General features: G+C 62.9%; 15 protein-coding genes. 7 read left to right on the forward strand and 8 right to left on the reverse strand.

Annotation, left to right across the window (positions count from 1 at the left end):
* Positions 1-3 precede the first annotated feature (3 nt).
* From gtdA to ACSBOB_RS03695, 3 genes are all read right to left on the reverse strand, one after another.
* Positions 4-1053, reverse strand: coding sequence for a gentisate 1,2-dioxygenase (gene gtdA / locus ACSBOB_RS03685; RefSeq protein WP_442581117.1), 1050 nt, complete (start codon positions 1051-1053; stop codon positions 4-6).
* Between the two features lie 19 nt (positions 1054-1072).
* A complete protein-coding gene (locus ACSBOB_RS03690) occupies positions 1073-2257 on the reverse strand; it encodes a 3-hydroxybenzoate 6-monooxygenase (RefSeq protein WP_442581118.1) in 1185 nt (394 codons plus the stop codon).
* A gap of 166 nt (positions 2258-2423) precedes the next feature.
* Positions 2424-3317 (reverse strand): LysR family transcriptional regulator, encoded by an 894-nt coding sequence (locus tag ACSBOB_RS03695; protein ID WP_442581119.1) that lies wholly within the window; start codon positions 3315-3317, stop codon positions 2424-2426.
* Between the two features lie 173 nt (positions 3318-3490).
* Here ACSBOB_RS03695 and ACSBOB_RS03700 point away from each other — a divergent pair, with 173 nt between their 5' ends.
* Positions 3491-4216 carry a class II aldolase/adducin family protein gene (locus ACSBOB_RS03700; RefSeq protein WP_442581120.1) on the forward strand — a complete coding sequence of 242 codons (726 nt, stop codon included), beginning with the start codon at positions 3491-3493 and terminating at the stop codon, positions 4214-4216.
* A 42-nt stretch (positions 4217-4258) separates the two neighbouring features.
* On the opposite strand, the gene ACSBOB_RS03705 is transcribed toward ACSBOB_RS03700, so the two are convergent.
* The 5 genes from ACSBOB_RS03705 to ACSBOB_RS03725 form a co-directional block, all read right to left on the reverse strand.
* Positions 4259-4792 (reverse strand): flavin reductase family protein, encoded by a 534-nt coding sequence (locus ACSBOB_RS03705; RefSeq protein WP_442581121.1) that lies wholly within the window; start codon positions 4790-4792, stop codon positions 4259-4261.
* Between the two features lie 35 nt (positions 4793-4827).
* A complete protein-coding gene (locus ACSBOB_RS03710; RefSeq protein WP_442581122.1) occupies positions 4828-5607 on the reverse strand; it encodes an SDR family NAD(P)-dependent oxidoreductase in 780 nt (259 codons plus the stop codon).
* 167 nt (positions 5608-5774) lie between these two features.
* Positions 5775-6164: a MarR family winged helix-turn-helix transcriptional regulator gene (locus tag ACSBOB_RS03715; protein ID WP_442581123.1), complete on the reverse strand. Its 390-nt coding sequence runs from the start codon at positions 6162-6164 to the stop codon at positions 5775-5777.
* Between the two features lie 248 nt (positions 6165-6412).
* The gene (locus ACSBOB_RS03720) at positions 6413-6937 is read right to left on the reverse strand and encodes a flavin reductase family protein (RefSeq protein WP_442581124.1); all 525 of its coding nucleotides are present in this window, start codon (positions 6935-6937) and stop codon (positions 6413-6415) included.
* Between the two features lie 559 nt (positions 6938-7496).
* Entirely contained in the window at positions 7497-7658 is a 162-nt protein-coding gene (locus tag ACSBOB_RS03725) for a hypothetical protein (RefSeq protein ID WP_442581125.1), read from the reverse strand.
* On the opposite strand from ACSBOB_RS03725, the gene ACSBOB_RS03730 reads away from it, so the two are divergent.
* From ACSBOB_RS03730 to ACSBOB_RS03755, 6 genes are all read left to right on the forward strand, one after another.
* Positions 7632-8267 (forward strand): helix-turn-helix transcriptional regulator, encoded by a 636-nt coding sequence (locus tag ACSBOB_RS03730; RefSeq protein ID WP_442581126.1) that lies wholly within the window; start codon positions 7632-7634, stop codon positions 8265-8267. The genes ACSBOB_RS03725 and ACSBOB_RS03730 overlap by 27 nt on opposite strands.
* 171 nt (positions 8268-8438) lie before the next feature.
* Positions 8439-9446 (forward strand): sugar ABC transporter substrate-binding protein, encoded by a 1008-nt coding sequence (locus tag ACSBOB_RS03735; RefSeq protein ID WP_442581127.1) that lies wholly within the window; start codon positions 8439-8441, stop codon positions 9444-9446.
* Positions 9447-9470: 24 nt separating this feature from the next.
* A complete protein-coding gene (locus ACSBOB_RS03740) occupies positions 9471-11102 on the forward strand; it encodes a sugar ABC transporter ATP-binding protein (protein ID WP_442581128.1) in 1632 nt (543 codons plus the stop codon).
* The gene (locus ACSBOB_RS03745; protein ID WP_442581129.1) at positions 11102-12022 is read left to right on the forward strand and encodes an ABC transporter permease; all 921 of its coding nucleotides are present in this window, start codon (positions 11102-11104) and stop codon (positions 12020-12022) included. The genes ACSBOB_RS03740 and ACSBOB_RS03745 overlap by 1 nt, the downstream gene beginning before the upstream one ends.
* A gap of 48 nt (positions 12023-12070) precedes the next feature.
* On the forward strand, positions 12071-13687 hold the full coding sequence (locus ACSBOB_RS03750; protein ID WP_442581130.1) for a GMC family oxidoreductase: 1617 nt from the start codon (positions 12071-12073) through the stop codon (positions 13685-13687).
* Between the two features lie 168 nt (positions 13688-13855).
* The gene (locus ACSBOB_RS03755) at positions 13856-14611 is read left to right on the forward strand and encodes an ABC transporter ATP-binding protein (RefSeq protein WP_442581131.1); all 756 of its coding nucleotides are present in this window, start codon (positions 13856-13858) and stop codon (positions 14609-14611) included.
* Positions 14612-14647 lie beyond the last annotated feature (36 nt).

A 14647-nucleotide genomic window follows, 5' to 3' on the forward strand; every position in this document is an offset into this window, starting at 1 on the left:
CGTTCAATGATTACCGCGGTCTTCGCGCCACAGGCCGAGCTTTTCCTGCGCCGAGCGGTCGGAGAATGAGAAGAGCACCGCGTCCGAGGACGGCGTGTGGGTGATCCATTTCCAGCTCGGCGCGACGAAGATGTCCTTAGGCCCCCATTCGAAGACCTCGCCGTCGATCGTCGACTGGCCGGAGCCTTCGACCGCGACGAACACGGTAGCGTCGGTCGAGCGGTAGGCGCTGGTCGAGACGTCCTTCGGCAGCAACTGCAGGAAGGCTGCGATCGTCGGCATGGCGAAGTCGCCGTCGACAGGATTGACATACCGCAGCTTGAGGCCGTGACACGGATCCCATTCGGCCTGCCGGCGCAGTTGCTCAAGCGCCTCGCGCGAACGCTCGTAGGGGTAGTTGAAGATCGGCGAGCTCTTCTTCCTGGTCTGGAAGTCGACCGGCAGCATGTTGGCGCCATAACGAGCAAGCGAGTCGCCGGCCTTGCGGAAGATCGGCTGCTCGTCCTTCGGATGACCTTCGGCGAAGGAAGCGTCGAAGAAGGAAATCATCGGGATGTCGAGCCCGTCGAGCCAGATCATCGGCTCGCTGGTGTGGTTGCCATGATCGTGCCAGGCTCCTGGCGGGGTGATGACGAAGTCGCCGAAATGCATGATGGTGCGTTCGCCATCGACGGCGGTATGCGCGCCGTCGCCATCGAGCACGAAACGCAGGGCAGACTGGCTGTGACGATGGGCGGGCGCCACCTCGCCAGGCATGACAAGCTGCAGCCCGGCATAGAGCGAGGTGGTGATGCGGCTCTGGCCACGCAGCCCCGGGTTCTCCAGGATCAGCACGCGCCGTTCGGCTTCCTTGGCGGTGATCAGCCCGCCGGCCTCGATCATGTAGGTTTTGATTTCGTCGAACTTCCAGCCGTGCGCGACGCAAGCGCTTCGCGGCTCCGGCGTGATCAGGCCCGACAGAACCGACCACAACGGTGTCAGGCTCTTCCTGTCGATCTTCTCGTAAAATGCTTTCCGCTCCGGTGTCTCGACAGGCTTTTCGGTCAGTGACATGACGGTCTCCTCCTTCTTCTCAGGTGGCCTCGGTGAGCCCGGTGCCCCCGTAGAGCCACTCCAGCCGGTCGTAGTAATCCTGCGCGCTCAGCGAGCGCATGATCTCGTTGCGGACCATCGCCTTGGCACCGCCTGGGTGGTAGATGAATTCACCGATGAGCCGGGAATCGATCTGCACGCGCGCAGTCCGCACGATCCGTTGCGACTGGTAGGCGCGCAGCGCCTTCTCGACGTCCTGAGGGTAAGCCTCGACCATATGGCTGAGGCAGACAGCATCCTCCATGGCCATGGCCGCGCCTTGCGCGAAATATTGCAGCATGGGATGCGCCGCGTCGCCGAGCAGGGCCACGCGCCCGTCGACCCAGTTCTCGACCGGTTCGCGATCACAAAGGACCCAGAGCTTCCAGTTCGAGCCGTGCTCGATGATTTTTTGCGCGCGGGGGTGGATATGCGCGAAGCCGCTCATCACCTCTTCGACCGGCACAGGTACGCCGGCGACGGCTTCCTTGACGTCGTTGTGATAGGTGACGACGAGATTGAAGACCTTCCAGCCCTTCAGCGGATAGTGAACGATGTGGCATTTCGGGCCGGCCCAGAGCGTTGCCGCGTTCCAGCGCAAATCCTCCGGCATCTGCTCGGTGGGAATTACGGAACGATAGGTCGTGTGGCCGGAAACCCTCGGCTCGCCATCCTTGACGATCTGGGCGCGGATCGGCGACCGGAGGCCGTCCGCGCCGATCAGTGCCGCTCCCGCGATCGGCGCCCGCGCGGCGCAGTGGACCGTTACTCCCGACTCATCCTGCTCGAAGCGCTCGACCTTGTGGGAGGTGCGCAGGTCAACAAGGCCGCTCTCCCTTGCCGCGGCAAGCAGGACGCCGTGCAGGTCGGCCCGATGTACCACCGCGTAGGGGTTTCGGAAGCGCTTCCGGAATGGCTCGTCGAGAGGGATGTGGACGACTTCCTCTGCGGACAGTCCATCCATCAGACGCAGCTTGTCGATGAAAACTGCGCCGGCGCGCGCCTGGTCGCCGACGCCGAGAGAGTCGAAGCAATGAAAGGCGTTGGGCGCAATCTGGATGCCGGCGCCAATCTCGCCGAGTTCCGCAGCCTGTTCCAGCACGATGCTGCGGACGCCCTTGCGCGCAAGGCCAACCGCTGCGGCGAGGCCGCCAATACCGCCTCCTGCGATGATGATCGGGCGCATCCCGTTCCTCCCAGAGTGTGCCAATTTATGCAGTAATATGCGCATAATACTGACTAATGCAAGAGCTCTTTTGGTTGGAATAACCGTTCAGGGTGGCGAAGCTCGATCAGGTCGCTCGACATGCTCCGGTCCGGGCTGTTGGCCTTCCAGAAAGAGCGATGTCAGGTCAGGTGTCGCAGGGATCGGCAGGAGCGGGCGTCGTATGGCGCAACGACTGCGTGATGAAGTCGAACATTTCCTGTTGCGCCGCCGACAGGGATTTTCCACGCCTCGCGATGAGATAGACGGGTGCTGTGATTTCCAGGCCAAGCGTCGCGACCAGCCGCAAGGCGCCGTGCCGCACGTCGCGGCGAACGGAAGATTCGAAAAGGAAGGCGACGCCAGCGTCATTGATGACGGCTTCCTTCATGCCCTCGGCATGGCCTATCTCGAGCTCTATCCGGTGTCGCACGATGCCGTGCAGCCGCAACGCATTGTCCTCGATGTCGCGGCGCGGCGTACCACCTTGCGCGGCAACGAAGGGCAGGACAGCGATCGCAGATGCTGCGACCGAAGCATCGACAAGGGCGGAATTCGGCGCCGCGACCAGCACCATCTTCTCCTCCCACAGCCGGCTGATCTCAAGACCGTCGGCGTTTTGGCCCGAATCCAGGATCGTGACGCCGAAATCGCATTCACCCTCCCGCACCGCCTCGACGCATTCGCGTGGCGTCGTGACCGAGAGCGAAATCTCCGAGCGTGGATTGAGCCGACGGAATTCAGCCAAGAGCCCGGGGAGGACATAGGAGCCGACGGTCAGGGATGCGGCGATGGCAATCGCGCCATGGATGGTTTGCGGTCCCCCCTGGAATTCGCGCTCGAGTTCGCGCGTCCGCATCACGACATCCTTCGCCCATTGATAGGCGCGCTTGCCTTCCTCCGTCAGCACGATGTTGCGGCCCTGGCGGATGGTCAGGCGCACACCCAGCTTGTCTTGCAGGGCGCGGATATGAGCGGTGACGACAGGCTGTGCGATACCGATGCGATGGGCGGCCCGCGAGATGCTCATCAGCTCGGCCACCGCGCAGAAGACCTCCAGCTTGTGGAGGGTGAGTTGTGAGCCGAGCAGACGCAGCGCGACCTCCAAACAGGAAATAGGCTATGTATCGATGCTAAAATATATATTAGACACTATTCGTTGATCGATCTAGCGCTTCTTCCGAAGGCCCGCGACGGTGCCGAAAGGAAGAGCAAATGACCTCAGACAAGACAGTCGATCACGTCATCCGCGATCTCGTCATCGCCAACCGCATTCTGGCCCGCGAAGGGGTGATCGACGATTTCGGGCACGTCAGCGTCCGCCATCCGAACAATCCGCAGCGCTATTTCCTCTCCCGTTCCCGCAGCCCGGAGATCGTCAACGTCGACGACATCGTCGAGTTCACCCTGGAGGGCGAGCCGGTGAAGCCGGAGAACCGGCGTCTCTACGCCGAGCGCGCGCTGCATGGAACGATCTACATGGCGCGGCCGGACGTGAATGCCGTTGCGCATCATCATGCGCGGTCGATCCTGCCCTTTACGGTCACGGACATTGCCTTGAAGCCGATGTTCCACATGGCTGCCGTCATCGGGCGAGAGGTACCGAAATGGGATAGCCAGGCGGAGTTCGGCGACACCAATATGCTCGTTGATGACCTGCCAAAGGGGCATTCGCTGGCCAAGGCGCTCGGAGCCGGCACCACGGCGATCCTGCGCGGCCACGGGTCCGTCTGTGCGGCGCACGGACTCGCCGCGGTTTGTTTCGTATCGATCTATCTCGCCGAGAATGCCAAGGCGCTGCTGGCCACCCTTCCGCATGGTGAGCCGACCTATCTGAGCGCGGGCGAAGTCGAGCTCGCCGGGAAGATGCTGCTCGGCGAAATGCCGCTTGCCCGCGCCTGGGACTATTACAAGGCGCGCGCAGGCTTCGCGGGCATCTGAGCTTCGATCGCGGCGGCCGGCAAAGTCGGGCGTCAGTCCCGCCTATGCCGCCGTGTCGATCCTCAGACCGGTGTATTTGCCGAATTGGGACAGCAGCGGCCGCCTGACGTCGTCGATCTTGTAGCCGACAATGCGGCCGATCACCAACTCCGTGTCATGGTAGTCGAAGACGCGATCGACGGCGCAATCGAAAACCGCGACCGCGTCGCCGAAGACGGGGGAACCCGTGATCAGCATGTCCCACAGGCCGGCGGCGAACCGGTCCGCGCCCGACAGGCCGCGCTTACCGCCAAAGATATTGGCGGTTTCCGAGGCTTCCTCCGGTAGATAATTGATCGAAAAGAAGCCGGAAGCCTTGATCGTCTTCAGCGCGCTGGTGGATTTTCCAATGCTGACAAGCATTGTCGGCGGAGCCGCGGCGACATGCGTGGCGGAAAGAGCCAGCAACCCGGCGGGTCCGTCGATGTCGCGCGACGCCACCACGGGTACGGCAACCGGGCGCGAGCCGAGCAGCCTCCAGAATGTCTTCGGATCGATCGCCGCGGTCGCGCCGTCCGGTTCAAAAGCCTGGGTCATGTTCGACTTCTCCACTTGGCAGCAAGGTGGGCTCTTTAGCGAAGATCGTGCGCTGCGACGAGTTTGCCGCCATCGACGGAGATCACCTGGCCGTTGACCCAACTGCTCCCCTTCGATGCCAGGAAAGCGATGACCGAGGCGACCTCCTCCGGTCTCCCCATGCGCCCGAGCGGCGTCCGTCTGATGGCGCCTTCGCTCCAGTTTCCCGGCTTTCCGGCCTCCGCAAGCGCGCTTTCGGTCGGGATGGGACCGGGCGCAACGGAGTTCGTCCTGATCCCGCGTGGACCGAGCTCCACCGCGAGCTGCCTGGTGATGCCGGTAAGCCCGGCCTTCAGCGACGCATAGGCGGAGAACCCCACCGATCCCTGGAATGCGGCACCTGATGAGACATTGACGATTGCCGCGTCTCCTGTCGCGGCTACCGACTTTTCAAGCGCCGTCAGTGCCGCCTGGATGCACCACACGGTTCCTTTCAGGCCGACCGCCAGTGTCTTGTCGATGTTCTCTTCGGTCAAGGCGGGGAAAGCCTCGAACCGGATGAAGACCGCATTGTTAACGAGGGCATAGAGCGGCTGATCGCCGAGAAAGGCGCCGAAGCCGCGCTCGACCGACGCCTTGCTGGAGACATCCGCGACGATTGGAACGACGTCGAGTTCCTCGTCGCGGAACGTCGCCGAGATCCGGTCGACCGCTGCAGCGTCGATGTCGAGGCAACCGACACGCAGGCCGGCCTCGGCCAGCAATCGCACCGTCGCCAAGCCGATACCGCGTGCGCCACCGGTAACGATGGCGTTCTGCCTGATGTTGGGAGACATTGAGACCTGCCTGAACTTGCGCCGCGACTTGAGAGCGGCAGTGGCTGAAGCCGCGACATGATGCCGGGCCGCAGGAGCAATCAAGCGGTATTGCCGACGAGAGCGCGCTGACGAAAGCGACAGGTCCCTCGCTCTAAATCCGGCGAAACATGCGCCGGCGGTGCATCTTAGACACTCACGTCGTGGGGCAGATCGTCACGAAGCAGCAGGGCCACCATTCGCAGGAATGCCTCGCGGTCCTGCTTGGGCAACGGCGCGAGAATGCGTTCCTGGGCGGCGGCGACGACGTCTTCCACATTCGCGACGAGATCGACGCCCGCCTGCTCGAGGTAGAGTGCGCGCGCACGACGGTCCTGGGCGTGAACCTGCCGCGTCAGCAGCCCCTTCTTCTCAAGCCGATCGATGACGCCGCCGATGGTGGCACGGTCATAACCGATGACGCTCGCCAGAGATGCCTGATCGATGCCAGGCTGGACCTCGATGGCCGTCAGCGCGGCATACTGGACCGGCGTGATGTCGGCTTGCGCCTTGTCCAGTTCCTCGGTGACGATGGACATCGAAGTCTTGTGCAGACACCAGAACAGGTAGTTAGGGCTGGAGTGCAAGAGAAGACCTCGTTTTTCCGCGCTGGGCGACTTCGCATACGGAACGTAGTCCTGCTTCCGACCGAGCATCCCAAACCTCCCGACGCCAACCTTGAATTCTCTTGACTCGGCGCCCCGATCACTTGTCGACGTAAAGACACATGCCACTACCGGACATCAATAGACAACCGCAAGGCACGCAACAATCTCCGAGTTCATCGCTAGGCCACCTCGTGGCGTGCCACCACCTTGTAGCTGCCGTCATGATAGACGAGAGGCGAGGTCTGCGACCTGTTTCCCTTGAGCACCCGCGCGATGAAGATCGTATGGGTGCCGACATTCATCTCTGTGATCGTCGCGCATTCCATGCTTGCCACCGCGCCATCGATCACCGGCACGCCATGTTCGTTCAAAGTGTAGGCGATGCCGTCGAACTGGTTGTCGAGTTTGCCGGAAAAGCGCTTGCTGAGCTCGATCTGGTTCTCGGCCAGCAAGGTAACGACGAAATGCTTGCTCGCGGACACCAGCGGATGGGTGCGCGTCGAGCGGTTTAGCACGATAAGAATCGTCGGCGGATCGGCGCTTACGCTTGAGAAGGCGGTGGCCGTCATTCCGTGCACACGACCCTCATGCGAGGTCGTGATCAAGGTCACACCAGCCACCATGGATCGCATGATCGAGCGGAACTGGTGGTCATCGATGGTGGTGTTACTGTCAGGCAGAGGGGCGTTCACGCGACAGTTCATCGGACATTCCTTCCGGTTGGAAATGGCATGCGCTACCGCATCCACGGATGGAAGAATGAAGGCGGTGTCGGCCCGCTTCAATGAAGTACGGCTGGCGTGCACTCCCCAGCAACAACTCATACCGTCAATGGAAAAAAAGACGGCGAACGCCTTTGAGACGCAAGAGGGCTTTTATGCTCAGCGCGCCCGGCTTTTTACACATGCGATCACACGACAGGGGGCTCGCCCGAATGTAGCGCGATTGCACATCCGTTGTTCATCGCGCGCTCACGGGGGAGGCACTTTCCGTCAAAGCGCACACGTATTTGAGCCGGCGCGCAGGCGAGACAGAACGCAATTGCCAGCATTGGTAAGCAGCGCAAGCTGCGACCTTCATGGTATTCTCGACAAGGGGAAACTGATGACGCACCGGCCTCTTCCATTCTGCCCGGCCCTTGAGATTCTCGACCGGTGACTGACAGAACGCCCTTTCCAGTCGATCGGGATCGACACGGCGGCGAGCCGGCCAAATTCCCGACAACACCATTCGTCCCGCGGGTTGGTTCCTCGAATTCGGTGTTCACGCTTCATGTGGAATAGCGATAAGCTTCAGCTTCGTCTGCGCCGCGATCTGATCGATGGGCAGCAGGCGGATGCGCCGCCGTCGATGCTCGATTGCGGTGCGCACATGCTGCTTTTCCTGGATCAGCCGGTTATGGTCCAGCGGATCGCCCTGCGCCATCTGCGCTACAGGCTGCGGGCCGCCCGCACTGACATCGGGCTCGGCTCCCCGGACGAGGAATTCCACAAGGTCGGGACCGTCGAAATCGATGGCGATGCAGGTCAAGTGGAAAACCATGTGGTGCCCAACCGGCATCCTGCGGTACAGGTCGTGTGGCGCTCGAAGGAACCCGTCTATCTCGACATCGCGCGCGATCCCATCATCGGCAGCCTGAGGGCCAAGACGCTCGAACGGGGGACTCGCTCCAAGCTGGCCTGCCGGCTCGAACACAGGAACCGGATATTCGGCATGGTCTGCGTCGACGCCAGCGAGGAGCATCGCGACTGGGATCGATCCGAACGGCAATATCTGGAAGAGTTCACGCGCCGCTTCCTGTCACCTATCTTGAGCACCAGCCTCGCCCCACAGGTCGACGGGGTCTGCAGCCTGTTGACGACAACCGAGATTTCGGTCGCACGCCTGGTGGCGGCGGGAATGTCCTACAAGGAAGTCGCCAAGCAACTCGGCAAATCGCCCAATACCGTCGACAACCAGCTTCGCAAGATTCGCTCCAAACTTCAGGTCACCAACCGCGTGGAATTGGCAAATGCCTGCGCCGCATGGCTGTGAAGCACATCTCTCCGCAGCCCCGATACCGCCAAAATAGTGATTCCACGCTATTTTGGCGCGCCATTCCGGGCGTTAACGTCGACTCACAAGCGGTCGAGATGGACTGCCATCCAGCAGCGGGCGGGTTCGCCCGAAGCGCTGATACGGACGCGCAACAAGAGGGGCAACACCATGCGTCATCATATGATCCGGCTGGCAGCGTCGGCGGCGTGTCTCATCGCCGGGCTGACGCCGCTCGTCTCCGTACCGGCAAATGCCGAGCCCTACCGCATCGCCTATCTTGCGGCCTCCCGCCCCAACATCTTCAACCAGGCCGTATTCGAGGGAATGCAGAATGCGGCGAAGGAACTGGGCGTCGAGCTCGAGATCTTTGACGGGGAGTTCAACCCTTCGAAGCAATTTTCGCAGGTCGAGGATGTCGTAGCGAGCGGCAAGTTCAACGCGATCGCCATACTGGCGAACGATTCCGTCGGGATCGTGCCCGCCGTGGAGGAAGCGATCAAGTCTGGGTTGAAGGTTGCGGCGATCCAGTTTCCGCTGGGTCCCGATCTCGATACGATCGCTCCCCAGATCGACAAGCTGACCACCACGGTGGCGTCGGTGCCGCGCGATGCCGCCAAGATTCAGGCCGGCGCGGTAATCGACCATTGCAAGGACAAGGCAACTTGCCGGGTCGTGATCGTCATCAGCCGTCTCATCTACCCGTTCGACAAGCGGAAATACGACGTCTTCCTGTCGGAGTTCGCATCGCACCCCAACATCAAGGTCGTCGCGACGGTCGAGGGCGCCTATGACACGAGCATCTCGATGAAGGGCGTGCAGGACGCGCTTCAGGCCAATCCCGAGATCGACGTCGTGCTGTCGATCGCCGACCAGCAGACGCTTGGCGCGGAGGTCGCTATCGAGGATGCAGGCATTGACCTTGCTTCGCTCTACATCGTCTCGGGCGGTGGAACCGACATCGGCGTCGACCGGGTTCGCACCGGCGCGTGGGATGCGAACCTGGCGGAGTTTCCCGCAAGCGAAGGCAGCCTCGCCGTCAAGAACCTCGTCGATGCCCTTCAGGGCAAGGACGTGCCGTCGTCGGTCGATGCGCTCACCATTGGCGGCGTGCCATCGCTGATCACCAAGGAGGTCCTCGACGCCCATCCGGATTTCGTTCCGGAATGGAAGGGCTGATCGACTGCTGGCGATCGGGCGTGCATGACCATGGCTTCCGGCCATCCGACTGAAGCAAAGCACGGAGGCGTAGACCTCCAGGGCCGGTCAATTGCCGGGAACCCGGTTCCGTTGGTGCGGCTTCGCGGCATCGGCAAGTCCTTCGGGCCGGCCACGGTGCTGATGGCGGTCGATCTCGACTTCACCGCCGGGGAGGTTCACGCGCTTGTCGGCGAGAACGGCGCCGGCAAGTCGACCATCGGCAAGATCGTCGGCGGCTACTATGCCGCTGACAGCGGAACGGTCGAGGTCGACGGCGAGGCGATCCTGCGGTGGACGCCAAGGTCGGCGCTAGGCAAGGGTATCGCGATGATCCACCAGGAACTGCAACTGGTGCCACAGCTCAGCGTTGCGCAGAACGTCTTCTTGGGCATCGAGGAAAATGTGCTCGGCGCTACCATTGGTTCCGAACGCGCCCGTTTTGGGGAGTTGGACCGCCGTTGCGGCTTCCGGCTTGATCCGGACGCGATTGTCGGGGGATTGCGCATCGCCGACCGGCAGAAGGTCGAGATCATGCGGGCAATCGCGCGCAACGCGCGGCTGATCATCATGGACGAACCCGCGTCCTCGCTCACCGCCGACGAGGTGGAGCGGCTGCACAAAGTGATTTCCTGGCTGCGGGACGACGGCCGATCCGTCGTCTATATCACCCATCAGCTCGACCATGTCTTTTCCCTGTGCGACCGAGTCACCATCATGCGTGACGGCAGGCTGGTAAGGACAACTCGGGTCATGGCCGAAACCCGGTCGTCGCTCGTCGAAGCCATGATCGGCGGGCCGAGCGACATCATGATTCCAGCGCGGCCGCCTCGTCCTGACACTGCGGTTCTTCCGGTTCTGGAAACGCGCGGCATCTCCACGCGCACCGGCCTTTCCGATGTCTCGATCAGCGTTAGGCCCGGCGAGGTCGTCGGGCTGATCGGACTTGTGGGCAGCGGCCGAAGCGAGCTTGCCCGCGCCATATACGGAGCGGATGCGATCACCGCTGGCGAGGTCTGGATCGGCAACAAGCACTATCGGAATCCGAGCCCGCACGAATCGATCAGGCGTGGTGTCGCCTTCGTCCCGGAGGATCGGCGCAAGCAAGGCCTGGACCTCACGCAAACGGTGCGGCCCAACATGTCTCTCGTCCATCCGGGACTTGCCAGCCGGTACGGCATTCTCCGGCGTGAGGCGGAGTACAGGCTCGTCCGGCGTCTGATCGACTGGTTCGGCATTTCCCCGAACGACCCCGACGGCAATGTCGCGGTCTATTCCGGCGGCAATCAGCAGAAGGTCCTGCTGTCGCGATGGACCGCCAGGCAGCCGCTGCTGGCCATTCTCGACGAGCCGAGCCGCGGAGTCGACATCGGCGCACGGCGCCGCATTCACGACTTTATCGTCGACCTCGCCTCGAAAGGCGTCGCGGTGCTTCTGATTTCATCGGAACTGGAGGAAGTCCTGGCACTGTCGCATCGAGGCTACGTGCTGAGCGACGGCGGCGTGATCGACGAGGTGGATTGCGCCGAAACCAGCGAGGCCGACCTCCTGCGCCGACTCTTCGATGTCGATCCCGGCAGGCGCGGTGAAAATTTCTCCGATGTTGCGGCTCAAGGCGGAGCGGCACGAAAGACGTGATGCGTAACATTCTCCAGAAATACGGCATCGTCATTCTCAGTGTTGTGCTGGTCGTGATCCTCACCGCCGCGAGCGATGCGTTCCTTACGCCGCGCAACATCCTGAACATCCTCAATCAGGCGGCCCCTCTGGCCCTGATCGCCTCGGCGCTGACGCTTGCGATCATCGCCGGCAATTTCGACCTTTCGGCCGGCTCCATCTTTGGGGTGGCGAGCGTCTCGGCGGCGGCAGTCGCCGTCAATATCGATCCCGCACTCGGACTTGTGGCGGGGTCGGCTGTGGGCCTCTTGCTGGGCGTAGCCAACGGGCTGATCGTCACCGGCTTCAGCGTCCATCCCTTCCTGGCGACGATCGCCACCGGTGTCGTCTATCGGGGCCTGGCCATCCTGATCGCAGGCGGCGGTCTCATTCCGGTGCGCAGCGAGGTCTTCAACTGGCTCGGCCGCGGCCGCATCGGAATGGTGCATGTTGCGATCGTCGTGCTCGCACTGTTTTGCGCGTCGATGATGTTTCTCCTCAACGGGACGACCTTTGGCAGGCGCGTGCGCGCTGTTGGCGGCAACGAGGAGGCGGCGATCCTGTCCGGCGTGCGTACGGACCTGATCAAGATCGCGACTTTCGCGCTGACCGGGCTGGCAGCGGGCCTTGCCGGTACGATCGCCGTCTCGCGGATCGGCGTCGGACAGCCGACGGCGGGCGCGGGCATGGAGCTAGACGCCATCGCCGCGGTCATCATTGGCGGAACCAGCATCTACGGCGGTGCCGGTGCGGTCTGGCGTTCGCTCGCCGGGGTGCTGCTGCTTGCCCTGATCGGCAACGGCTTCAACATCCTCAATGTCGATCCGTTCCTCAAGGATCTGACCACCGGACTGGTCATCCTCGTCGCGGTAGGACTGAGCGCACGGCGGCGGGCACGATAGAGCGCGCCGACTGGAACGACCCAGCAACGAATACGGAGATCCAGGACCATGGCGAACGCCGCAACACGGTCATTTGACTACATCGTCGTCGGCGCCGGCTCGGCCGGCAGCACGCTTGCGAGCCGGCTGTCCGAAGATCCGACGGCGCGCGTATGCCTCGTCGAGGCGGGGCCGCGCGACAGCAACATGTCCATTCACGTGCCGGCAGCGCAGATCAAGAACATGGTCAGCCCGCACTTCTCCTGGCACTACTTCACCGAACCGCAGGCCGCGCTCGGCAACCGCAGGATTCATCTGCCGATGGGGCGCATCCTCGGCGGATCAAGCTCTCTCAACGGTATGCTCTATGTCCGGGGCGACAGATGGGACTACGACCACTGGGCAGAACTCGGCTGCGAGGGCTGGAGCTATGACGATGTTCTGCCATTCTTCCGGAAATCGGAGGGTTATGAGGGCGGCGCCAGCAAATATCACGGCGGAGACGGGGCGCTGAAGGTCCGCAAGGGGACGCCCGGCACGCCGGTCTGCGAAGCGTTCATTGCGGCCTGCCGTGGCGCCAAGGAACGCATCAACGACGACTTCAACGGGGCCGACCAGGAAGGTTTCGGCCATTTCGACAACACCATCTACCGGGGTCGCCGGTGGAGCGCCGCCTCGGCGTTTCTCGCTCCGGCACGACACCGCAAGAACCTGACTGTGCTGACCGGCGCGCTGGTGCGCAAGCTCGTGATCGAGAATGGCGTCGCCCGCGGCGTCGAGGTCACGGCGGACGGCGAGTCCTTCGTCTGGAATGCCGATGCCGAAATCATCCTTTGCGGCGGAGCGATCGCGTCGCCGCAGATCCTGATGCTTTCGGGCATCGGGCCGGCCGAGCATCTGCGCGCCGTTGGCGTGGAGGCCCTCCTTGACGTTCCCGGCGTAGGTGCCGATCTGCAGGACCATGTCGGCCACCACATCAACATCGACTGCCCGCTTCCGGTGACCGCCTACAAGCTGCTCAACCCTGCCCGCGCTCTGGCGGCCGGCATCCAATACACGCTGACGCGCGGCGGGCCACTGGGAAGGCCTTCTCTGCCGACAGGCGGTTTCTTCAAGACGAGCTCGCAAGCGAAGGTCGCGGACGCGCAGATGCACCTCACGATCGCCCGGCTGCCGGAGATCGAGGAGGTGACGGGCAAGATACCGCTGCCCAAGGGGCATGGCTTCTGCGTCGTCATCAACCAGGGGCGTCCGGCAAGCCGCGGGCAGCTCCGGCTTCTGTCCTCCGACCCCGCACAGCACCCCTCGCTCGATCCAAACTATTTTGGCGAGCCCTCGGACGAGGAAGCCATGTTCGCCGCTGTCGCACGTGTCGGCGCGCTGCTCGAGCGCCCCGAAATGCGTCCCTACATCACCCGGCCGGAAGAGATCGCCCGCCGCTTCGGCGATCGCAAGACCGTCAAGGCGGAGTTGATCAAGATGGCGGGGAGCGCCTTCCACCCGGTCGGAACCTGCCGCATGGGGAGCGATGCGGCCGCAGTGGTCGATCCGCAACTGCGGGTGCGCGGTGTAAGGGGGCTGCGGGTCGCCGATGCCTCGATCATGCCGACCCTGATCAATGGCAACACCAACGCTCCGTCGATCATGATCGGGGAAAAGGCGGCGGCGATGATCCAGGCGGCGTGACCCGTCGTCGCGCGGCCCGGCCGGCTACGACTTTACTCCCAGCGCACTAAAGTTTTGTCGCATCCGGTTCGCAGGTGACTCGGTCCCCGGCCAAAACTAGCGTCCGGGCTAGAGCCAAGAATGCGAATTGCCTTCCATATCTGTCCGGCACTTGAGAGAGGCGACAAATTGAATGCTATAGTCGAACTCAAGCAGATCAGCATCGCGTTTGGCGGCGAGACGGTTTATGATCGGCTGTCTTTCAGCATCCGCGACGGCGAGTTCCTCTGCATTGTCGGCCAGAGCGGCTGTGGCAAGTCGACCTTGCTGCGCGTCATCGGCGACCTGCTCAAGGTCGATTCTGGCGAGGTCACCGTTGGCAGCCGACCGGCGGCCGAGGCGTGGCAGGAAATCGCCTATGTTTTCCAGACACCCCGACTGCTGCCTTGGCGCAATGCCGAGGACAATGTGGTGCTCGGACAGCAGCTCCGGTTCGGGAGCAGCGTCTCCCGCGACGACATGCGCGACAAGGCGCGGTCGCTTCTTGAACTCGTGGGCCTCGGCAAGGATCGCCTGAAAATGCCTGGCATGCTCTCCGGTGGCGAGCGCCAGCGCGTTTCGATCGCGCGCGCCCTGGCGGTCGATCCCCGCATCATCCTCATGGACGAGCCATTTTCCGCACTTGACGTCATGACGCGCCATCGCATGCGTGCCGAGATCGTGGAGATCTGGAAGAAGACGGGCAAGACCATCGTTTTCGTGACCCACGAAGTAGAGGAAGCGATCGAGCTTGCCGACCGGATCGTCGTCCTGTCGGGCAAGCCGACCAAGGTCCGCTCGATCATCGAGGTCGCCCAGGCGCGTCCGCGCAACCTGGAGGACCCGGCGCTCAAGCTCATGCACGATCAGCTGCGCCAGCTTATCGGAACTGCGCAGCACGAATGAGCGGCCAGCCGTCAGCTTCACCCGGGAACTCAAGAA

The organism is Mesorhizobium sp. KACC 23794, assembly GCF_052180275.1.
GTDB lineage: Bacteria > Pseudomonadota > Alphaproteobacteria > Rhizobiales > Rhizobiaceae > Kumtagia.